A 21,569-nucleotide genomic window follows, 5' to 3' on the forward strand; every position below is an offset into this window, starting at 1 on the left:
CATTCGTGGGCAAGGCGCTTGCGCTTTTCTTAGGAGGAACCATGAAAATAAAGGAAATTATTGTTGTAGAAGGCAAGGATGATACAGCGGCGATCAAGAGGGCGCTGGATGCCGATACAATTGAAACGAATGGATCTGCCATTAACGGGGTAACCATTGAAAAAATAAAGCTTGCCCAGAAGACCAGAGGGGTCATCGTGTTCACAGATCCGGATTTTCCCGGACAAAAAATCCGGAATACGATCACCAATGAAGTTCCCGGATGCAAGCATGCTTTTATAGAAAAAGCGGATGCGCTCCACAAGCATGGCAGAGGAGTAGGAGTTGAGCATGCATCGCCGGAAATGATCCGCCAGGCTCTAAAGGACGCCCAGGTTATGCAGGAAACGTATGAAGAAACCATTACCCAGGAAGACCTGGTCACTGCAGGCTTGATTGGCGGAGAAGGTGCCAAGGAAAGAAGAGAGAAGCTTGGAAGACTTCTTAAAATCGGCTACACAAACGGCAAGCAGCTTCATAAGCGCTTAATGATGTTTCAGATTAGCCAGAAGGATTTTGCTGAGGCAATCGAAGCTATTCGCAAGGAGGAACAAAATGCATAAAGATATTGCAACACCAGCTAGAACACGGGCGATTTTGGATAAATACGGATTTTCTTTTAAGAAAAGCCTGGGACAGAACTTTTTGATCGATACGAATATTCTCCGGAGAATTGTCGATCATGCAGATTTAACGGAGGAGTCGGGCGCCATCGAAATAGGCCCGGGAATTGGGGCGCTGACTGAACAGCTGGCCCGGAGAAGCAAAAAGGTGCTGGCTTTTGAAATCGACCAGCGGCTGCTTCCCATTTTAAAGGAAACTCTATCGCCATATCCCCATGTATCCATCATTAATGAAGATGTATTAAAGGCAGATGTAAAGACGGCGATTGAAAGAGAATTTGAAGGCTTTGACGATATAATGGTTGTCGCTAACCTTCCGTATTATGTGACAACCCCGATCATCATGAAGCTGCTCGAGGACAAGCTCCCGATCAGGGGCATCGTCTGTATGCTCCAAAAAGAGGTGGCAGACAGAATTTCGGCCCGTCCAGGCACGAAAGAGTACGGTTCCCTTTCCATTGCTGTCCAGTACTATACAGAGGCTGAAACGGCTATGATCGTGCCAAAGACAGTTTTTGTGCCGCAGCCGAATGTGGATTCTGCCGTCATTAAACTCACAAAGCGCAAAGAGCCTGCAGTGGCGGTTAAAAGTGAATCCTTCTTTTTCCAGGTGACAAAAGCAAGCTTTGCCCAAAGGCGCAAGACGCTGCTGAATAACTTAACAAGCCAGCTTCCCGCAGGAAAACAGAAAAAGGAACAAATCCTCTCCGCTCTCGAACAAGCCAATATCGAGCCGGGCAGAAGAGGGGAAACTCTATCCATCGAAGAATTTGCCCGTTTGAGCGATGCCCTGCTGTCCCACTTTTCATAAAAGACCAAGCCTGCTGAATAAACAGCGGGCTTTTTTTCGCCCAAAAGCCATCTTCTCCATCCGCCATTTCTACGCACATGTTCATAGTCAAATGCATAATTTATGACATAAATAATAAATCACAAACAAGAGCTTAGATGCAGCCCGTGTTTACCCTCGGGAAATTGGAGTGACGACATTGACTATAAATACGATGGATATCGTCGGAAGAATTTCGTATCATTGTGATATTTTATTCCGCGTGATTGATATTAAAGAACATGGCGGCAAAAAAATTGCCATATTATTCGGAGAGGATATCCGTCTTGTTGCGGATGCGCCCTGTGAGGATTTAATCGTCATTAACCAGGCGCAGCGGATGAAGTTCGAAGAGGAGTTCAGGTCACTTGAGGAACAGTCCTTCCAGCTATTCCGGCAGGATGTGGCTCTCTTAAGGGAGAAGCAGGAGTATGAAGTGACAGACGGCTACAGCAAGACGCTAAACTATTTTCAGATACCAGGCAGGGTGCTTCATCTGGATGGTGATCCTTCTTATTTAAAAAAATGCTTGAGTGTGTATGAAAAAATAGGCATACCCGTAACAGGGATCCATTGCAATGAAAAGGAAATGCCGATGAAAATCGGACAGCTCATCGATCATTACAGGCCGGATATCCTCGTTGTAACAGGCCATGATGCTTATTCAAAGGCAAAGGGGAAAAAATCCGATATCAATGCTTACAGGCACTCCAGAGAATTTGTGCAGGCGGTTAGGGAAGCACGCAAAAAAGTACCGCATCTTGATCAGCTTGTCATTTTTGCCGGAGCATGCCAGTCACATTTCGAATCACTGATCCATGCGGGTGCCAACTTTGCCAGTTCTCCTTCCAGAGTGAATATTCATGCCCTTGACCCTGTATACATTGTTGCAAAAGTCAGCCTTACTCCATTTATGGAGAGAATCAATTTGTGGGATATTTTAAGAAATACACTAACAGGTGAAAAGGGACTTGGAGGAATTGAAACCAGGGGAGTATTGAGAACAGGAATGCCATATAATGACGATGAATTAAACGAATCCTAATGTGCGGGCCGTTTGTATGATATAGCGGCTTGTTTTTTTATGGTTATTTATAATAAAATATTTAGCATTTTTCGAGAAATTTCGCATGGGTGCATTTCTATTTCCCAGGTAATGAACCCCAAGATAATAAGCTTTCTAAAAAATATACATAATCTTTTCCAATTAAGGCAATCCTAAAATTGTTGAAAATTTGAAGAAAAAGTAGAACAAAACATATTGACATTTAAATTTAAACACTGTTATAATTTATATTTTTGTTTGACAGTCTTGTGTCAGTGTGATATACTTAACATAGTGAGGTGGACCGAATGGCAAAAACATTATCAGATATTAAAAAAGCTCTTGATTCAAATCTTGGGAAAAGGCTCCTGCTGAAAGCAAATGGCGGGCGCAGAAAGACCATTGAACGCTCAGGAGTTCTGGCCGAAACGTATCCTTCAGTATTTGTGATTGAGTTAGATCAGGATGAAAATGCATTTGAACGGGTATCTTACAGCTATGCGGATGTTTTAACAGAAACGGTTCAAATTACATTCTATGAAGATACATCAGGACAGGTTGCTTTAAGCTAATAATATATATGACAGCGGGCGGTGAACAAATTGTTTACTGCTTTTTGTTTGCCCTTTTTTAGAGTTGTCTAGTTCCAGCGCCTATCCCCTCGAGGTCACAAGCCAATCCTCCCAAAAAGGCAAAGGACGCCTTTCCGGGAGGATTGGCTTGTGCTTGTTGGGGGTGAGCAAGGCGCTTGCACTTTTCTTAATGATTAGCAGAGCCTTTTCACATACTATACCTACCGCAGTGCGAAAGGGGATGTTAATGTTGGGCAGAAGACGCGGCGTTATGTCAGATGGTTTAAAAGAAGAAATTGCGAAAGAGCTTGGCTTTTATGATGTGGTCCAAAAGGAAGGCTGGGGCGGCATCCGTGCGAAAGATGCCGGCAATATGGTTAAGCGGGCCATCGAAATCGCACAGCAGAACCTTCTTAACAAATAGCATGCGCACAGAATATGTTAAAGCATTAATATGCACTGCGTCTGCCGAGGCTTATGCCTCGGCATTTCTTCTGTCTAAAAGCAATAGCCTCTATATTCCGGGACACCTGAGCTTTTATGTTTATTTTGTGGTAAAATAGGACAAAAAATGGAGACGCTCTATGAGAAAAGCATTACGCTGCCGCTTATTGCCGATTAAAATAAAGTCAATACTGAGTGAAGGTATGGCTTTCCCTTCGAAATGAACCGGCAGGGCAAAGCGCTTCGCTTGTGGAGCTGGACAGGAGTCCGATTCAAAGGAAAGAAGTAGGTGGAAATGTTGAAGGTCATGGTTAAGGCGCCTGCTAAAATCAACTTGTCATTGGATGTTTTACATAAAAGGGAAGATGGCTATCATGAAGTGGAAATGATAATGACAACGATTGATTTGGCAGACCGCCTGGAATTAACACTTTTAGATAAAGATGAGATCAGGATTATCTCACATAACCGTTTTGTTCCGGATGATCAGCGTAATTTGGCATATCAGGCTGCACACCTTCTTAAAGAACGGTTTCAAGTAAAAAAAGGTGTGTCCATTACAATAGAAAAAATGATTCCGGTTGCGGCTGGACTTGCAGGCGGCAGCAGTGATGCAGCAGCTGCTCTAAGAGGACTTAACAAGCTGTGGGGTCTGGGCCTTTCTTTGGATGAGCTTGCTGAAATAGGGACTGAAATCGGTTCTGATGTTTCTTTTTGCGTATACGGAGGCACCGCATTAGCTACAGGGCGAGGAGAGAAAATTCGGGAGCTTCCTGCTCCTCCAACCTGCTGGGTCATACTTGCCAAGCCGTTCATCGGGGTATCGACAGCGGATGTATACAGGAGACTGGATGTAGAGCATGTGCAGCATCCAAATACGGAAGGAATGATCGAAGCGATCCATTCGGGCTGCTATGATGACGTATGCCGGAACATGGGAAATGTTCTTGAGGATGTCACACTGAATATGCACCCCGAGGTCCTGCTGATAAAAGACCAGATGAAGCGATTTGGTGCGGATGCTGTCCTGATGAGCGGCAGCGGGCCAACCGTGTTTGGTCTTGTGCATCATGATTCAAGAATGCATCGGATTTATAATGGCCTAAGAGGTTTTTGCGATCAGGTTTTTGCGGTCAGAATGCTCGGAGAAAGACATAAGCTTGATTAAATCCGTATATTAGTGGTATATTATCGTTAAAATATTCGGATTTAAATGGGGGTTCCACAATGAAATTTCGCAGAAGCGAACGGTTGATAGATATGACCAATTATTTATTGAACCATCCGCGTCAGCTGGTATCCTTAACTTTCTTTTCAGAAAGGTATGGTTCTGCCAAGTCTTCGATTAGTGAAGATCTCGCCATCATCAAAGAAACATTTGAGCAAAGAGGAATAGGCACACTGCAGACCGTTTCCGGAGCAGCAGGCGGCGTCAAGTTCCATGTTAAAGTAACCGATGATGAAGCCCGGCCATTTGTAGATGAACTTTGCAGCTTAATTGCAAGCCCCGAAAGGCTTCTTCCAGGGGGCTATCTTTATATGACTGACATTCTAGGAGATCCTTTAATTGTCCAGCGTGCAGGCAGGCTTTTTGCCTCAGCCTTTGCGGATAAGCCTGTTGATGTGGTCATGACGGTAGCTACAAAAGGAATTCCGCTTGCTTATGCTGCCGCTAATTATCTCAATGTGCCTGTTGTCATCGTCAGACGGGACAGCAAGGTGACAGAAGGATCCACGGTAAGTATTAACTATGTGTCAGGCTCAGCCAAAAGGATTCAGACCATGGTTCTTTCAAAAAGAAGCCTGGCAGAGGGATCCAATGTCTTAATCATTGACGATTTTATGAAAGCAGGCGGAACGGTTAATGGCATGGTCAGCATGCTGGAAGAATTCAAAGCAAACCTTGCGGGCATTGCTGTCCTGGTCGAGGCAGAAAAAGCAGAAGAACGGCTGGTTGATGAATACCTTTCTCTTGTGCGTCTATCTGATGTTGATGTGAGGGAAAAGAAAATCAATGTAAGTGAAGGCAACTATTTTAAAAAATAATCATATTTTTTAGGGGGAGAATTCATGAAAGTCATTCAAACGAATCAGGCACCGGCAGCGATTGGACCCTATTCTCAGGGGATCACCGTAAATAACCTATTCTACAGCTCGGGGCAAATTCCGCTTACGGCAGAAGGTGTTATGGTGGATGGGGATGTAAAAGAACAGACACATCAGGTATTTAAAAACCTTCAGGCAGTGCTTGAAGAAGCTGGCGCGTCATTAAATACCGTGGTAAAAGCGACAGTATTTATCAAGGACATGAACGAATTTGCAGCCATCAATGAAGTGTATGGAGAATATTTCAGCACACACAAGCCTGCACGCTCCTGTGTGGAAGTGGCACGCCTGCCAAAGGATGCCCTGGTTGAAATTGAAGTTGTAGCCCTTGTAAAATAAATAATAACCGCAATTCACTCGCTCGTTCATGTGACGGGCGTTTTTTATTGGGAAAAGATTTGAACGAAATATTCAAAAAATATTTTTTATTAAAGAAGGAGATTCAGGAAATTTGTTGAATTTATACAATTAGGATTATATCTTCTCGAAAAGGTGGTGAACAGAATGGAAGTGACAGACGTAAGATTACGCCGCGTTAACACGGATGGACGAATGAGGGCAATCGCATCTATTACGCTGGATCATGAATTTGTTGTTCATGATATTCGTGTGATTGATGGAAATAATGGCTTATTTGTAGCCATGCCCAGCAAACGTACTCCGGATGGGGAGTTTAGAGATATCGCGCACCCAATCAATTCAGGAACGCGCGGTAAAATCCAGGAGGCTGTATTAGCCGAGTACCACCGTTTAGGTGAATTAGAAGTGGAATTTGAAGAAGCCGGTGCTTCCTAAGAAAATAAATCAACAAGGGCCTACTTCATAAGTAAGGCTCTTTTTTATTGGTTGTTTTTGCAAGGTTTGTTGCAATTTTGTGTATTATTTACGAAGTTGATTGTAGCGGAAGGTGCGATACTCTCCTGCGGGAGCAGCTGGACAGGTGAGACCCCGCAGACGAACAGCGTCGAGGATGCTCACCGCCTGCCCCGCGTTTGCTGAGCATCCTGGAGCGGAAATCAACGGGCAACCATTGATAGGCTAAACAACATTTTAACGAAAAGAACCTTTTTTATTTCAATGCTCTAAGACCTCCGATTATTGGAGGTGCTTAGGGCTTTTTTCTTTCTGTCCATTACCCTTTCTTTAAAAATATAAACCATTTCTTCAGAAAATACCGCTTATGGTAATGATTAAATATATGTACTTTGTCATCAATTCTTGAAATAAGAGCCCATTTAAGATATATTCGTTATGGATAAAAAGGTTATAATGGAGGCCTGTAAATGTCTAATCGATACGCGGTGATTTTAGCCGCAGGCCAGGGGACAAGAATGAAGTCAAAGCTTTACAAAGTCCTTCACCCTGTATGCGGCAAACCGATGGTTCAACATGTTGTTGATCAAGTTACAAAGCTTAACATAAAAGAAATTGTCACGATTACTGGACACGGAGCGGAAATGGTGGAGCAGCAGCTTGGCTCAAGCAGCAAATATGCTCTTCAGGAGGAGCAGCTTGGCACCGCTCATGCGGTTATGCAGGCCCGCGAAATGCTGGAAGGCAAAGAGGGTGTGACCATCGTAGTCTGCGGAGATACACCGCTCATCAGGCATGAAACGATGGAAGCGCTTTTCAAACATCATGAAGAGCTTTCTGCCAAAGCGACTATTTTAACCGCTCATGCGGAAAACCCATTCGGATATGGACGTGTGATTCGCAATGACATGGGGATGGTTGAAAAAATCGTTGAACAGAAAGATGCTTCCGAGGAAGAACGCAAGATAAAAGAAATCAATACTGGAACCTATTGCTTTGATAATAAGGCTTTGTTTGAAGCCTTGAACAAAGTAACAAATGATAATGTGCAGGGCGAATATTACCTTCCGGATGTAATTGAGATCCTGAAAAATGAAGGAGAGGTCGTTACGGCTTACCAGACAGCTGATTTTAGCGAAACTCTGGGTGTCAATGACCGTGTAGCCTTATCCCAGGCAGAATCATTCATGAAACAGCGGATCAATGAAGAACATATGCGTAACGGCGTGACGATTATCGATCCGTCAAACACGTATATTGGTGCGGATGTGAAAATTGGTTCAGATACTGTTCTTTACCCTGGAACCATTATTTCCGGCAAGACCATCATCGGGTCTGAATGTGTGATCGGACCTCATACGGAGATTTCTGATTGCCATATTGGGGAAGGTACAGTGATCCGCCAGTCTGCAGCACATGACAGCCATATCGGTTCACAAGTGAATATTGGGCCGTTTGCTCACATTCGTCCGCAATCAGATATTCACGATGAGGTGAAAATCGGCAATTTTGTTGAAGTGAAGAAGTCTGTTTTCGGAAAAGGAAGCAAAGCCTCTCACCTGAGCTATATTGGCGATGCAGAGGTAGGCAAGGATGTTAACCTGGGCTGCGGCTCAATCACTGTTAATTATGACGGCAAAAATAAGTACTTGACCAAAATCGAAGATGGTGTATTCATTGGATGCAACTCCAATCTCGTGGCACCGGTAACGATTGGGGAAGGTGCATATGTGGCAGCAGGCTCGACGATTACTGAAGATGTGCCGGGAGAAGCCCTTTCCATTGCCCGCGCACGCCAGGTTAACAAGGAAAACTACACGCAAAACTTAAACATTAAGAAATAAACCGAACTTTCTATTTGTAAGAAATAAATCGATGGAGGCCCAAAATGTCAAACCAGTATTTAGATCCAAATTTAAAGGTGTTCAGTTTAAATTCAAACCGCAAGCTAGCTGCAGAAATCGCCAATGTGATTGGTGTGGAGCTTGGTAAATGTTCCGTAACGCGCTTCAGCGACGGCGAAATCCAAATTAACATTGAAGAAAGCATCCGCGGGTGCGATGTGTATGTGATCCAGTCTACAAGCTCTCCTGTCAATGAGCATTTAATGGAGCTTTTGATCATGATCGATGCTCTTAAGCGTGCATCTGCCAAGACCATCAACATCGTAATGCCTTACTATGGCTATGCCCGCCAGGACCGCAAGGCAAGAGCGCGTGAGCCGATTACAGCAAAGCTTGCAGCAAACCTTTTGGAAACTGCTGGTGCAACCCGTGTGATTACACTTGACCTGCATGCGCCGCAAATTCAAGGATTCTTCGATATTCCTATCGACCATTTAATGGGTGTGCCAATCCTTTCTGATTACTTTAAGAACAAAATGATGGATGGCGACATCGTAATCGTGTCACCAGACCACGGCGGCGTAACACGTGCGCGTAAAATGGCTGACCGCTTAAAAGCGCCGATTGCCATCATTGACAAGCGCCGTCCAAGACCAAATGTGGCTGAAGTCATGAACATTGTAGGGAACATCGATGGAAAAACGGCCATCTTAATCGACGATATCATTGATACTGCCGGAACAATTACATTAGCAGCAAATGCCCTGATTGAAAACGGTGCATCAGAAGTTTATGCATGCTGTACACACCCGGTTCTATCCGGACCTGCCATCGAAAGAATTGAAAACTCAACCATCAAAGAATTGGTTGTAACAAACTCAATCACTCTTCCGGAAGAGAAGAAAACAGACAAGATTGTTGAACTTTCTGTAGCACCGCTAATCGGTGAAGCCATCATCCGGGTTCATGAAGAGCAATCTGTCAGCACTCTGTTTGATTGATCGGTAATAAAGTAACTATCCAGGCTTGCTGCAAAGCAAGCCTGATCTGCGTTTCTTGAAAAAAGTGATAGGCTGCAAAAACAAAAACGTTTAGACTTCCTCATTTTAGGGCATTTTTTTATATAGACAAGACTAATTTTTTTAATGAGGAAGGGGACGTTTTTATGACAGCTGTATTGCAGGCAAAAGAAAGAAAAGGTTCACGCAACTCTAACTTAACTTCACTGCGCAATGAAGGGAATATTCCGGCCGTTGTGTATGGTTCAAAGCTGCAAAGCAAATCGATCTACTTAAGCGAAGCCGATTTTCTGAAGACAATAAAGGAAGTAGGCAGAAACGGTGTCTTTTCATTAGATGTGGATGGCAGCAAGCATGAAGTGGTGCTTAGTGACTACCAATCCAATCCAATTAAAAATGCAATTGTCCATGCGGATTTTCTTGCGGTAGATATGAATAAGGAAATGACGGCAGATGTACGCGTCGTCTTAACTGGAGATGCAGCAGGTGTGAAAGATGGAGGCGTTATGCAGCAATCCATGCACGAAGTCTCAGTCACAGCGACACCGAATAATATTCCATCCTCTGTTGAAGTGGATGTAACGAATCTTCAGGTAAACGAGACCTTGACAGTCGCCGATATCAAAGCAAATCGCAGCTATGAAATAAACAATGAAGATGACGAGGTTATCGCTTCTATTCTTCCTCCAAGACAGGAAGAAGAAATCAACAGCGGTGAAGAACAGGAAGCAGGCACACCTGAAAATGAAGAAGGCAGAGAAACAACAGCAGATGAAGATAAAACAGGCGAAGAATAAGCTCGGGTGAAGCTATTCTTACAGGGGCTTTGCAATATGGCAAGCCCCTGTTTGATTGTGAATGAAATGAGCTTGAATTGGTCCGCCTTAGGACAGCCAGGGGCAGTTTCAGACAGAGGCAGCGGAAAAAGAGGATTCAGAGTCCGAACCCTGCCCAGCTTCAGACAGAGGCAGAGGGAAAAGAGGATTCAGAGTCTGAACCGGACCCACCTTCGGACAGATAGACCGAAAAAAGAGCCCGCAGAAGTCCGAACCGGCAACCTCCAAACAGAATTTCCTTACCGAACAACACACTTTCTACTATAATGAAAAAAGAGAATAGATGAAGTCAGCGCACACGCCAGGTAATTCGCGGGCGAACCTGCGCTTTTCTAATATGGGGTGAGAAAATGAAATTAATTGTAGGGCTGGGGAATCCCGGCAAGCAATATGATAAAACGAGACACAATATTGGCTTTGATGTGATTGATGTTTTATCGGACCGGCTGAATATTCCTCTGAATCAGGCTAAGCTGAAAGGTGTATTTGGCGCAGGTTATGTGAACGGAGAAAAAGTATTTCTGCTTAAGCCTCTTACATATATGAATTTGTCCGGAGAGTCCATCCGGGCAGTTATGGATTATTTCGAGATAAATGATGATGAACTTGTGGTCATCTATGATGATCTGGATCTTCCTGTGGGCAAGATTAGGCTCCGCCAAAAAGGGAGCGCAGGCGGCCATAATGGGATCAAGTCGACAATCGCACACCTGGGGACACAGGAATTCAACAGAATCCGAGTCGGAATCGACCGTCCGCCAAGCGGCATGAAGGTGCCGGACTATGTGCTCGGCCGCTTCACGAAAGAGGAACAGGCCATAATGGACGAAACAGCTAAAAAGTGCGCAGATGCCTGTGAGGAGTGGTTCAGAAAACCATTTTTACAGGTTATGAATGATTTTAATCAATAATCTTCATATTTTATTAATCTTATCATAGAATAATGTATCTCAGCATTGGCGGCAGCGCTGGATGCGTGAATAAGTTCCCTGTCCGGGGTCCATACTAGAATCATGGACAGATTAACGGGAGGGACAGGCATGGCTATTCATTATCATTGCCGTCATTGCGGAACAAAGATTGGTTCAATAGAGAACAGCTCTGTTTACTCAGAGCAGCTTGGCTTCCATAAGCTAAACGATCAGGAACGCCGGGAGATGATCTCTTATGATCAATCAGGAGATATGCATGTAAGAGCGATCTGTGAGGATTGCCAGGAATCACTTGAACGCAATCCGGATTATCATCAGCAGGACTTTATTATTCATTAACAAGCTTTGGAGGCAATCCAAAGCGTTTTTCTATTTCTGTTTTGAGGCATTATTATATTTGATAGAAACCGTTCTATTGTTTCTTGTTGCCTCCTTATTTTTTTTAGTAAGATTAATGATAGGAAAAATGGGTTTTTGCAGACTGTCAGTTTTCCGGCTCAATGGGGCCTGGAATGACATCTGCTTTTTGGCGGTTGAACTGCCGGAGCGCTTTTATAAAATAAATGAAATTTTGAACTTTGAGAACGTCCAGCTCCAGCGCCTGCCCCCTCGAGGGGCTTGTCGGGAGTGGGCAAGGCGCTTGCGCTTTTCTTATAGGAGGGGCTTTCATGTTTGGTCTTAAAGAGATTATTAGCCGTCAGGATGATGTTAGTTCCATCTTGTCTGGCATAGAGGAAGGATTGAGGGAGCAGATGCTTGCCGGTTTATCAGGGTCGGCACGCACCTTGTTTTTGTCTTCCATATATGAGCAATCGGGAAGGCCGATGCTTGTTGTAACGCACAACCTTTTGCAGGCACAGAAGCTTTATGACGATATCGTCAATCTGGCAGGAGATTCGGAAGTGTTTTTGTATCCTGCCAATGAATTGATCGCAGCTGAAATGGGGATTGCAAGCCCCGAGTTAAAGGCCCAGCGGATTGAGGCTTTAAATTATTGGAGTACAAATAAGACAGGAATCATGATTGTCCCGATGGCCGGGCTAAGAAAAATTCTTCCGCCTCCAAGCCACTGGCAAAAATACCAGCTGTCTTTAAAAATAGGCGATGATTTGACTGAAGATCAATTAAAAAGATTTGTTCAGATGGGATATGTCCGTTCTGAGATGGTTTCTTCGCCTGGAGAATTCAGTGTCAGGGGCGGAATCATTGATATCTATCCATTGACTGAAGCAGATCCGGTAAGGATTGAGCTGTTTGATACGGAAGTGGATTCGATCCGGACTTTTTCTTTGGAGGATCAGAGATCAAAAGAAAAATTAACCGAGATTTCGATTGGACCAGCAACCGAAATCCCTCTTGATTCAGAGCAATTCCAGACCATAATTGAAAAACTGGAAAAAGGTTTGGGATCAAGCCTGAAAAAACTGAAAGACGATAAAGCAAAAACACAGCTGGCCCAGAATGTTGGCTACGAATTAGAACAGCTGCGCATGGGGAACAAGCCTGAACAGCTTTTCAAATACCTATCGTTTGCCTTTGAAGAAGGAAGTAGTTTAGTAGACTATCTCCCTGCCAATGGCTTAATTTTCATTGATGAAATCAGCCGTGTTCAGGAAATGAACGACTCCCTTGATAAGGAAGAGGCTGAGTGGTATACAAGCCTTTTAGGTGAAGGCCAGATCATTCATGATGTGAAGGTGTCACACACGTTAAAAGAGTTTTTGCACCGCTCTAAGCATCCGATTACGTATATGTCGCTGTTCCTGAGACATGTACCGAATACCAACCCGCAAAACATCATTAATGTCACCTGCAAACAGATGCAGAATTTCCATGGACAAATGCATGTGCTTAAAAGCGAGCTGGACAGATGGAAAAAAGGCAAATATTCGGTCGTATTCCTGGGCCCGGATGAAGAGCGGATCAAAAAATTGCAAAGAGTACTTGAAGACTACGAGATTGAAGCTGCATTTGTGAGTGAGGATGACCCGGTTTTAACAGGGAAAATCCAAATTACAGAGGGAAGCCTGCAAACCGGATTTGAGCTTCCAGGCCAAAAGCTGGCCGTTATTACGGAAGAAGAGCTTTTTAACAAACGCACCAAAAAGAAAGCACGCAGACAAAAGCTTTCAAATGCGGAAAGAATCAAAAGCTATTCTGAACTGAAGGTTGGGGACTATGTCGTTCACGTCAATCACGGGATCGGAAAATACCTGGGGATTGAAACCCTTGAAATTAACGGAGTCCATAAAGATTATCTTCATATCCGCTACCAGGGCAGCGACAAGCTGTATGTGCCGGTTGAGCAGATTGATCTTGTCCAGAAATATGTCGGCTCTGAAGCAAAAGAGCCTAAAATTTATAAGCTGGGCGGAAACGACTGGAAGCGGGTTAAGAAGAAGGTTCAATCATCTGTTCAGGATATTGCGGATGATCTAATCAAGCTTTATGCAGAGCGCGAGGCATCAAAAGGCTTTGCCTTCAATCCGGATGGCGATATGCAAAGAGAGTTTGAAGCGGCCTTCCCTTACCAGGAAACAGAGGACCAGATCCGCTCCATCCATGAAATTAAAAAGGATATGGAGAGGGAGCGCCCGATGGACCGCTTATTATGCGGAGATGTGGGCTATGGGAAAACCGAAGTGGCCATCCGTGCAGCCTTTAAGGCAATTGCAGATGGAAAGCAGGTTGCCATCCTCGTACCGACGACCATCCTGGCTCAGCAGCACTATGAAACAATGAGAGAACGATTCCAGGATTACCCGATCGAAATCGGGCTATTAAGCCGATTCAGAACAAAAAAGCAGCAGACCGAAACGCTTAAGGGCTTAAAGGCAGGGACTATTGACGTAGTTGTCGGCACACATCGGATTTTATCAAAGGATATCCAGTATAGAGATTTAGGCCTGCTCATTATTGATGAAGAGCAGCGCTTTGGTGTGACACATAAAGAAAAGATCAAGCAGCTTAAGACCAATGTGGATGTCCTTACTCTGACAGCCACGCCAATCCCGAGAACCCTTCATATGTCAATGCTTGGCGTTCGGGATCTTTCCGTTATTGAAACACCGCCTGAAAACCGATTCCCGGTTCAGACTTATGTGATGGAATACAATGGTGCACTGGTTCGTGAAGCCATTGAAAGGGAACTGGCGAGGGATGGACAGGTCTATTTTCTATATAACCGGGTGGAGGATATAGAACGAAAAGCCGAGGAAATATCCATGCTGGTTCCAGATGCAAGGGTAACATATGCCCATGGGAAAATGACGGAAAATGAGTTAGAATCTGTTATGTTAAGCTTCCTTGAAGGCGAGTCCGATGTTCTCGTCAGCACAACGATTATTGAAACAGGCGTAGATATTCCAAATGTCAACACGCTGATTGTCCATGATGCAGACAAGATGGGTCTGTCCCAGCTTTATCAGCTTAGGGGCCGGGTTGGCCGCTCCAACAGGGTTGCCTACGCGTATTTTACTTATCGAAAAGATAAAGTATTAACAGAAGTAGCTGAAAAGCGGCTTCAGGCCATAAAGGAATTTACGGAGCTTGGTTCAGGCTTCAAAATTGCCATGCGTGATTTATCCATCAGGGGCGCCGGCAATCTGCTTGGAGCCGAACAGCATGGATTTATCGACTCCGTCGGTTTTGATCTGTATTCCCAAATGCTTAAAGAAGCGATTGAAGAACGAAAAGATAAGCTGGATGGCATCGAGGAAAAGCCGGCTAAAATTGAGATCGATCTGGATGTTGATGCCTATATTCCTGATTTCTACTTGTCTGATGGCCATCAGAAAATTGAAATGTATAAGCGATTCCGCGGTATTTCATCTCTTGAAGAAGTAGAAGAGCTTCAGGATGAAATGATCGACCGTTTTGGCGAATATCCGGATGAGGTAGGGTATTTATTCCAGATTGCCGAAATGAAGGCTTATGGTGAACTGGCAGGAGTCGAGACAGTTAAGCAATCCAAACAGGAAGTGCTGATTCTTTTATCTGAAAAGGCGAGCGAACATATAGACGGACAGAAGATTTTCCAGATTACCAGCAAATACGGCCGTATGATCGGCCTGGGCATGGATGGAAAGAAGCTGAAAGCAGTCCTCCATATCAAAGGCATCAAAACAAATGAATGGCTTAACATTGCCTACGAAGTGATTAAGGGAATGCAGGAAGCTAAAAAGGAACAAGAACATCCAACTGCGTAATTCATGGACACAGTCCTGTCAATAAAATGAAATATTAGAAATGTTTATCTCATTCTGACAAGGGTATTTTTAAGTAAGGAGCATTTGGAATGTTTATCCGTAAATGGAATGAATAACATCTATGAGAAAAAGTTTTTGTGCACGTATATAACTTTCCATATGAAAGATACTAAGTTCAAACATGGCGATGCATTCATTTTCTCCCAATTATGGATCATAGCCAGAAGAGGAAAGAGCAAGTGCTGGCATCTGCGTTCGCCACAGGACGTGGCGGTTTTTAGCAGATGTTCATACATCTTGATGGGCGCTTCCGCTTTTCTAAAAAATCATCAGATGAAAGTGAGGCAACGTTGGATGAAAGCAACAGGTATAGTTCGTCGTATCGATGATTTGGGTCGTGTAGTCATTCCTAAAGAAATCCGCAGAACATTGCGTATTCGTGAGGGGGACCCGCTGGAGATTTTCGTGGATCGTGATGGAGAAGTCATCTTAAAGAAATATTCACCTATCAGTGAACTGAGCGATTTTGCAAAAGAATATGCAGAAGCCTTATATGACAGCCTGGGAAATCCAGTGTTAATCTGTGACAGAGATACTTACATTGCTGTTGCAGGCGGTTCTAAAAAGGATTACTTAAACAAGAATATAAGCGATCTTGTTGAAAAAACAATGGAAGAACGCAGTTCAGTCCTGGTTAACCAGTCAGGCGATATTTCGCTTGTGGACGGGAACACTGAATCCTCCTCCGCTTATACAATTGGCCCAATCATTGCAAACGGCGACCCAATTGGTGCAGTTATCATTTTTGCAAAAGAAGATACACTTGGCGACGTGGAACAAAAAGCAGTTGAAACGGCAGCAGGCTTCCTGGCCAGACAAATGGAATCATAAAAATGAATACTTAATGAAAGGGGTAGCGGAATGCTGCCTTTTTTCTTTGGTGTGTAAACTCAGGATTCAGTGCACAAAGAAGCATTCGCACACAAACCAGGGAAGCGCGCAAAAAGGCATAAAATCCGTGCGCAAAAACGGGAAATCCGCGCGAAAACCAAAAAAGCGCACGCAACCATCATAATCCCGCGCATAACCGAAAAATCCCGCACAAAGCCCCAATATGCTATAATACTTTCGAATTCAATTGGAAGGAGATGGGCAACCTGAGGCCCGTTCAGACATCCGGAGATTTGTTTAGAGGTGCGTTTATCCTGACGATCGCTGCCCTGATTACAAAAATCTTAAGCGCAATTTACCGGGTCCCCTTTCAAAATATTGTCGGGGATGTAGGGTTTTATATATATCAGCAGGTTTATCCATTCTATGGAATCATCATTGTGTTATCTACATACGGGTTTCCGGTCATTATTTCTAAGCTTTATGCCGAGATGGCTGATTTAAAGAAAGAGCAGGATATTCAAAATTTATTTGCCGTTTCAGCCGTGGTTCTGTCCATAATAGGTTTTATCGGGTTTTCCATCCTGTATTGGGGCTCGGACTGGCTGGCTGTCAGGATGGGCGATCCGCAGCTGGCAATTCTGCTGAGAGTGGTGGCAGCCGTGTTTCTTATTTTTCCAATTCTGTCTCTCTTCCGGGGATATTTTCAAGGCAAAGGGGACATGGTTCCAACCGCTGTTTCCCAGGTAGGAGAACAGCTTATCAGGGTCATCACGATCCTGCTTGCCGCTTATGTGCTGGTTAAAGGAGGGAATTCCCTCTACATGGTAGGAGGCGGGGCCCTGTTCGGGGCCATTACCGGCGGAATCGTCGCCATCCTTATTTTATTCACCTTCTTTTATATAAAAGAAAGAAAAAGCCTGCCGTCCGCCATTTCAATTGATTTTAAACAAGGCGGCAAGCTGGCGAAAACGATTATCATACAGGGATTTGCCATCTGCATCAGCAGCCTGGTGCTTATTTTCATTCAGCTGGCAGATTCGTTTAATTTATACTCGCTTCTCCTGGCATCCGGAATGGAAGGAGAAGAGGCGAAGGCGCTAAAAGGCGTGTATGACCGAGGACAGCCGATTGTCCAGCTAGGCATTGTCGTGGCAACATCCATGTCCCTGTCACTGGTGCCCCTCATTTCCAAAGAAAAAATGAGGAATCAGCCCGCATTCCTTCATAGTAAAATCAGACTTGCCCTTCAAATCGGCATTCTGGTTGGAGCTGCCGCAACCGTTGGGCTCTGGAATATCATAAAGCCTGCAAATATTATGCTGTTTGAAAACTCATCAGGGTCGGATGTCCTGGCGATTCTCAGTCTGCTGATTTTGCTGAGCAGCCTGATCATCACCATTACCGGCATTTTACAGGGACTGGGATTCATCTTTTTCCCGGCAGGAGCCATACTGCTTGGATTTGCGGCAAAACTTGCCCTGAATACGCAATTGGTGCCATCATACGGCACAATCGGCGCAGCTGTGGCATCATGCATAGCCCTTGCGGCCGTCCTCATGCTTCTTATAGTAAAGCTTCAGGTATACTTGAAAATTTCATTGATTTCACTGCGCTTTCTTTTTGCGGCTGGATTCGCAGCACTAACAATGTCAGCTGTTCTGCAGCTGTACCTGCACGCCACAGCACTGCTGCCAATCCCGGAACCGGGCAGAACGTTTGCCGGATTCCAGGCATTAAGCGGCGTAGCACTGGGAGGCTTTACGTATTTGTATATCATGTTTAAAGGCAATACTTTTAAAGAGGAAGAGCTTGCTTTACTGCCGCTTGGAAGCAAACTCATGTTTTTGCTTCCCAAAAAGACTAGGAGATGAATCGCTTTATGAAAAAAATAACCATTCTCGGACTTGGAGCAGGAGATTTGGATCAGCTTCCTTTTGGTGTATATCGACAGCTTAAAAATACAGAGGCTCTTTACCTGCGGACTAAGGAGCATCCGGTTCTTCGTGATCTCGAACAGGAAGGGCTGGCGTATAAGTCTTTTGATTATATTTACGAAAAGCATGAGCAGTTTGAAGAAGTATATGAGGAGATTTGTGAATTTCTCCTGAACGAAGCCCCTGCCAAAGAGATTACATATGGAGTTCCGGGGCATCCGCTCGTTGCGGAGCGTACGGTGCAGCTTCTCATAGAGCGTGCTCCCGAGAGAGGCATTGAGGTTACGATTGGAGGCGGACAAAGCTTCCTGGATCCTTTATTTCAGGCTTTGAAGATCGATCCGATTGAAGGGTTTCAGCTGCTGGATGGGACGGATCTGAAAAGAGATGAGGTCCAGGTGGCCCAGCACGTCATCATTGGACAGGTGTATGATCAGTTTATTGCGAGTGACGTCAAGCTGACATTGATGGAAAGGCTGCCTTACGATTACGAGGTTTATATTGTAACAGCTGCCGGCAGCAGTGAAGAGGTTATTAAAAAAGTGCAGCTACATGAACTGGATCATAATATGGAGCTGAATAACTTAACTTCGGTATATGTGCCCCCTGTAAAAGATGAGGCTGTCCTTTATAAGGATTTTTCAAAGCTGCGGAGCATTATCGCTGAATTGCGCGGACCAAACGGCTGCCCATGGGATAAAAAGCAGACCCATGAATCATTAAAGAAATATTTAATCGAAGAAGCCTATGAACTGATTGAAGCGATTGATAATGAAGATACCGGGCATATGGCGGAAGAACTGGGAGATGTCCTTCTCCAGGTGATGCTTCATGCTCAAATCGGCGAGGATGAAGGCTATTTTGCCATCGATGATGTGATAGAAGGCCTTTCCGAAAAAATGGTCCGCCGCCATCCCCATGTCTTTGGCGATGTGCACGCTGAAAATGAAGAAGATGTCCTGAAAAATTGGCAGAGCATTAAGCAGGAGGAAAAGGGTGACAAACAGGAATCCATGATGGATTCTATCCCGAAATCATTCCCGAGCTTAATGAGAGCTGCCGAAATTCAGAAAAAAGCAGCAAAAGCAGGCTTTGACTGGAAGGAAGTTGAGCCTGCCTGGGAGAAGGTAAAAGAAGAGATTGCCGAATTCGAGAAGGAAGCCGCGGACTTCAGCCCGGAGATGGAGCCGGAATTTGGCGATATCCTGTTTGCTCTTGTGAATATTGCACGTTTTTATAAAATGGATGCCGAAGAAGCTGTGAGAAAAACAAATGAAAAATTCATCCGCCGTTTTAAGTATGTGGAAGAACGGGTAATGATGAGCGGCAGAAAATTTGAAGACTTTACGCTCGAACAGCTCGATGAATTCTGGAATGAGGCAAAATCCAAAGGCTATTAATAGAGGAGTGGCGTTAAATGAGATTAGATAAATTTTTAAAAGTATCAAGGCTTATCAAAAGAAGGACACTGGCAAAAGAGGTCTCTGATCAGGGAAGGATCACGATAAACGGACAGCAGGCGAAAGCAAGCTCCACTGTTAAAGTGGGAGATGAGCTTCAAGTCCGCTTCGGCCAGAAGCTGGTAACAGTCAAGGTGGAACGCCTCCAGGAAACAACCCGCAAGGAAGATGCGGCCGGCATGTATTCGATTGTGAAGGAAGAAAAAGTGGAATCGGAAGCATAAGACGTATGAGATCCCGCTTTTGTTATATTATCAGAATTTATATCATTGAACTTCGATAACTGTCTAGCTCCAGGCGCCATCGGCTCGAGGTCATAAGCCGCTCCCTTCCAGAAGGAAAAAACACCTTCTTACAGGGATCGTCTTATGCTAGTCGTCCGGGCAGTCGCCTCAACATTTCTTTCAATCCGTCTAAAAGGTTAAAGAACAACCTTTCAGCCGGCTCGTCTTATGCTTGTCGCCGATAGGCGGGCGCCTTGCGCTTTTCCTGATGGCTTGTTCTATTTTAATCCCCCCATTCATAAACATGTACAAAAAGGTTGTACTATGTGATTGCGGGGGATGAATAATGAGTCAATATTATGAGTCAAATTCAAACAAAACCAATGCTCAGGAACATGATGTCATTATGAGAGGCAGAAGGCTGCTTGATATTACGGGTGTTAAACAGGTGGAAAGCTTTGATAATGAAGAGTTTTTGCTGGAGACGGTGATGGGCTTCCTGGCGATTAGAGGACAGAATCTGCAGATGAAGAATCTGGATGTGGACAAGGGGATTGTTTCCATCAAAGGGAAGGTATTTGACCTTGTTTATATTGACGATCAGAATGGAGATAAAGCTAAAGGTTTCTTTAGCAAGTTGTTCCGATGACACTGACCACTCAATTCGTGACCATGCTGGCGATGATTGGCATGGGAAGTGTATTTGGGGCTGCCCTTGATACGTATAATCGTTTCCTGCAAAGGACTAAGCGTAAAAGCTGGCTTGTCTTTATTAATGATATTCTTTTTTGGGTCGTTCAGGGACTGGCAATCTTCTATATTTTATTCCTGGTGAATAAGGGTGAAGTGAGATTTTATATTTTCATTGCTTTGCTGTGCGGATTTGCCGCTTATCAAAGTTTATTTAAGAAAATGTATCTGCGGGTATTGGAGATATCCATCAGGATGGCGATCTCCATATACCGCTTTTTCGTGAAAACCTTAACTTTGCTCATCTATAAGCCCGTCCAGGGTCTGATTATGGCGTTAATTGCGATTGCCGTCATGCTTGGAAAGGGACTTTATTCCCTTTTAAAGGTCATACTTCGAGTCTTTTGGTTCACCTTTAAGGCGGTTTTTCTGCCCGTCAAATGGATTTTGTCACTTTTATGGAATCTTATGCCGAAAAAGATTAAAAAAACAGTCGAGAAGTTATATAATAAATTGGCAGGATATTTACAGCGGATAAAGAATTATGTTTTAAAATGGACAGCAAAGTGGAAAAAACCTAAAGAGTAGGGAGGGAATGCGGAAGTGAGTGCCACCAAGAAGAAAAATGTAGCCAAAATGGAAACCAGCTATGTCAAACAGCAGGAAGCAGCAGAGATCAGTGCTGGCCGGAGGAAAAAGCTTTTATTTCGCAGATTAGCAGCGTTTTTCACACTGGCAGCCGTCGTTTCATTTTTCATGATCTCCACACTCGTTTCGCAGTCTGCTGCTCTGGAAGAAAAAGTGGAAGAGAAAACCAGGCTGGATCAGGAGCTTTCTGACCTGAAGAAGAAAGAAGCTATGCTCGAAGAAGAAATTGTTAAGCTGAATGATGATGAGTATATCGCGAAGCTTGCCCGCAAGGATTATTACCTATCTGACAATAACGAAATCATTTTTAACCTCCCTGAAGAAGAGACGGAAAAAGAAAAGAAAAAAGAAAAAAAGGCCGACTGACTGAACTATACCCCGGATAGCGGACACTGATAAAAAAGTGCCC

At 44.2% G+C, this 21,569-nt stretch carries 22 protein-coding genes; all 22 read left to right on the plus strand.

Annotation, left to right across the window (positions count from 1 at the left end):
- Nucleotides 1-41: 41 nt before the first annotated feature.
- The 22 genes from rnmV to PBF_RS22535 all read left to right on the plus strand — a co-directional run bounded on the left by rnmV (nucleotide 42) and on the right by PBF_RS22535 (nucleotide 21,526).
- Nucleotides 42-602: a ribonuclease M5 gene (gene rnmV, locus PBF_RS22420; RefSeq protein ID WP_035332988.1), complete on the plus strand. Its 561-nt coding sequence runs from the start codon at nucleotides 42-44 to the stop codon at nucleotides 600-602.
- The gene (rsmA, locus tag PBF_RS22425; RefSeq protein WP_035332958.1) at nucleotides 595-1,473 is read left to right on the plus strand and encodes a 16S rRNA (adenine(1518)-N(6)/adenine(1519)-N(6))-dimethyltransferase RsmA; all 879 of its coding nucleotides are present in this window, start codon (nucleotides 595-597) and stop codon (nucleotides 1,471-1,473) included. The genes rnmV and rsmA overlap by 8 nt, the downstream gene beginning before the upstream one ends.
- Nucleotides 1,474-1,651: 178 nt before the next feature.
- The gene (gene yabG, locus PBF_RS22430; protein ID WP_035332959.1) at nucleotides 1,652-2,536 is read left to right on the plus strand and encodes a sporulation peptidase YabG; all 885 of its coding nucleotides are present in this window, start codon (nucleotides 1,652-1,654) and stop codon (nucleotides 2,534-2,536) included.
- A 308-nt stretch (nucleotides 2,537-2,844) separates the two neighbouring features.
- Complete coding sequence (veg, locus tag PBF_RS22435; protein WP_009336667.1) at nucleotides 2,845-3,108, plus strand: biofilm formation stimulator Veg; 264 nt, start codon at nucleotides 2,845-2,847, stop codon at nucleotides 3,106-3,108.
- Nucleotides 3,109-3,358: 250 nt separating this feature from the next.
- Nucleotides 3,359-3,532, plus strand: a complete 174-nt coding sequence (locus PBF_RS22440; protein ID WP_026041722.1) for a small, acid-soluble spore protein, alpha/beta type — start codon at nucleotides 3,359-3,361, stop codon at nucleotides 3,530-3,532.
- A 318-nt stretch (nucleotides 3,533-3,850) separates the two neighbouring features.
- Nucleotides 3,851-4,720 carry a 4-(cytidine 5'-diphospho)-2-C-methyl-D-erythritol kinase gene (gene ispE, locus PBF_RS22445; RefSeq protein WP_035332960.1) on the plus strand — a complete coding sequence of 290 codons (870 nt, stop codon included), beginning with the start codon at nucleotides 3,851-3,853 and terminating at the stop codon, nucleotides 4,718-4,720.
- A 59-nt stretch (nucleotides 4,721-4,779) separates the two neighbouring features.
- Nucleotides 4,780-5,598 carry a pur operon repressor gene (gene purR, locus PBF_RS22450; RefSeq protein ID WP_035332962.1) on the plus strand — a complete coding sequence of 273 codons (819 nt, stop codon included), beginning with the start codon at nucleotides 4,780-4,782 and terminating at the stop codon, nucleotides 5,596-5,598.
- A 24-nt stretch (nucleotides 5,599-5,622) separates the two neighbouring features.
- On the plus strand, nucleotides 5,623-5,997 hold the full coding sequence (gene ridA / locus PBF_RS22455) for a 2-iminobutanoate/2-iminopropanoate deaminase (RefSeq protein WP_009336663.1): 375 nt from the start codon (nucleotides 5,623-5,625) through the stop codon (nucleotides 5,995-5,997).
- Nucleotides 5,998-6,162: 165 nt separating this feature from the next.
- Complete coding sequence (gene spoVG / locus PBF_RS22460; protein WP_009336662.1) at nucleotides 6,163-6,453, plus strand: septation regulator SpoVG; 291 nt, start codon at nucleotides 6,163-6,165, stop codon at nucleotides 6,451-6,453.
- 488 nt (nucleotides 6,454-6,941) lie between these two features.
- Nucleotides 6,942-8,315: a bifunctional UDP-N-acetylglucosamine diphosphorylase/glucosamine-1-phosphate N-acetyltransferase GlmU gene (glmU, locus tag PBF_RS22465; RefSeq protein ID WP_035332963.1), complete on the plus strand. Its 1,374-nt coding sequence runs from the start codon at nucleotides 6,942-6,944 to the stop codon at nucleotides 8,313-8,315.
- A 44-nt stretch (nucleotides 8,316-8,359) separates the two neighbouring features.
- The gene (locus tag PBF_RS22470) at nucleotides 8,360-9,316 is read left to right on the plus strand and encodes a ribose-phosphate diphosphokinase (protein ID WP_035332965.1); all 957 of its coding nucleotides are present in this window, start codon (nucleotides 8,360-8,362) and stop codon (nucleotides 9,314-9,316) included.
- Between the two features lie 164 nt (nucleotides 9,317-9,480).
- Nucleotides 9,481-10,131: a 50S ribosomal protein L25/general stress protein Ctc gene (locus tag PBF_RS22475; RefSeq protein WP_035332966.1), complete on the plus strand. Its 651-nt coding sequence runs from the start codon at nucleotides 9,481-9,483 to the stop codon at nucleotides 10,129-10,131.
- A gap of 389 nt (nucleotides 10,132-10,520) precedes the next feature.
- Nucleotides 10,521-11,081 carry an aminoacyl-tRNA hydrolase gene (pth, locus tag PBF_RS22485; protein WP_035332969.1) on the plus strand — a complete coding sequence of 187 codons (561 nt, stop codon included), beginning with the start codon at nucleotides 10,521-10,523 and terminating at the stop codon, nucleotides 11,079-11,081.
- A gap of 129 nt (nucleotides 11,082-11,210) precedes the next feature.
- A complete protein-coding gene (locus PBF_RS22490) occupies nucleotides 11,211-11,441 on the plus strand; it encodes an anti-sigma-F factor Fin family protein (protein ID WP_035332971.1) in 231 nt (76 codons plus the stop codon).
- A gap of 329 nt (nucleotides 11,442-11,770) precedes the next feature.
- The gene (gene mfd, locus PBF_RS22500) at nucleotides 11,771-15,310 is read left to right on the plus strand and encodes a transcription-repair coupling factor (protein WP_035332973.1); all 3,540 of its coding nucleotides are present in this window, start codon (nucleotides 11,771-11,773) and stop codon (nucleotides 15,308-15,310) included.
- A 354-nt stretch (nucleotides 15,311-15,664) separates the two neighbouring features.
- On the plus strand, nucleotides 15,665-16,201 hold the full coding sequence (gene spoVT / locus PBF_RS22505; protein WP_035332975.1) for a stage V sporulation protein T: 537 nt from the start codon (nucleotides 15,665-15,667) through the stop codon (nucleotides 16,199-16,201).
- A 266-nt stretch (nucleotides 16,202-16,467) separates the two neighbouring features.
- Nucleotides 16,468-18,075, plus strand: coding sequence for a putative polysaccharide biosynthesis protein (locus tag PBF_RS22510; RefSeq protein ID WP_035332990.1), 1,608 nt, complete (start codon nucleotides 16,468-16,470; stop codon nucleotides 18,073-18,075).
- Nucleotides 18,076-18,083: 8 nt separating this feature from the next.
- Nucleotides 18,084-19,538, plus strand: a complete 1,455-nt coding sequence (gene mazG / locus PBF_RS22515; protein ID WP_035332977.1) for a nucleoside triphosphate pyrophosphohydrolase — start codon at nucleotides 18,084-18,086, stop codon at nucleotides 19,536-19,538.
- A gap of 17 nt (nucleotides 19,539-19,555) precedes the next feature.
- Nucleotides 19,556-19,822, plus strand: a complete 267-nt coding sequence (locus tag PBF_RS22520; RefSeq protein WP_035332980.1) for an RNA-binding S4 domain-containing protein — start codon at nucleotides 19,556-19,558, stop codon at nucleotides 19,820-19,822.
- Between the two features lie 346 nt (nucleotides 19,823-20,168).
- Complete coding sequence (gene yabP / locus PBF_RS22525) at nucleotides 20,169-20,471, plus strand: sporulation protein YabP (protein ID WP_035332981.1); 303 nt, start codon at nucleotides 20,169-20,171, stop codon at nucleotides 20,469-20,471.
- Nucleotides 20,468-21,100 (plus strand): spore cortex biosynthesis protein YabQ, encoded by a 633-nt coding sequence (gene yabQ, locus PBF_RS22530; RefSeq protein ID WP_035332983.1) that lies wholly within the window; start codon nucleotides 20,468-20,470, stop codon nucleotides 21,098-21,100. Before yabP ends, yabQ begins: the two co-directional genes overlap by 4 nt.
- A 15-nt stretch (nucleotides 21,101-21,115) precedes the next feature.
- Nucleotides 21,116-21,526 carry an FtsB family cell division protein gene (locus PBF_RS22535; protein ID WP_035332985.1) on the plus strand — a complete coding sequence of 137 codons (411 nt, stop codon included), beginning with the start codon at nucleotides 21,116-21,118 and terminating at the stop codon, nucleotides 21,524-21,526.
- Nucleotides 21,527-21,569: the final 43 nt, after the last annotated feature.

Origin of the sequence: Cytobacillus firmus DS1, from assembly GCF_000565285.1 — a bacterium.
In the GTDB taxonomy this organism is placed as follows: domain Bacteria; phylum Bacillota; class Bacilli; order Bacillales; family Cytobacillaceae; genus Cytobacillus; species Cytobacillus firmus_A.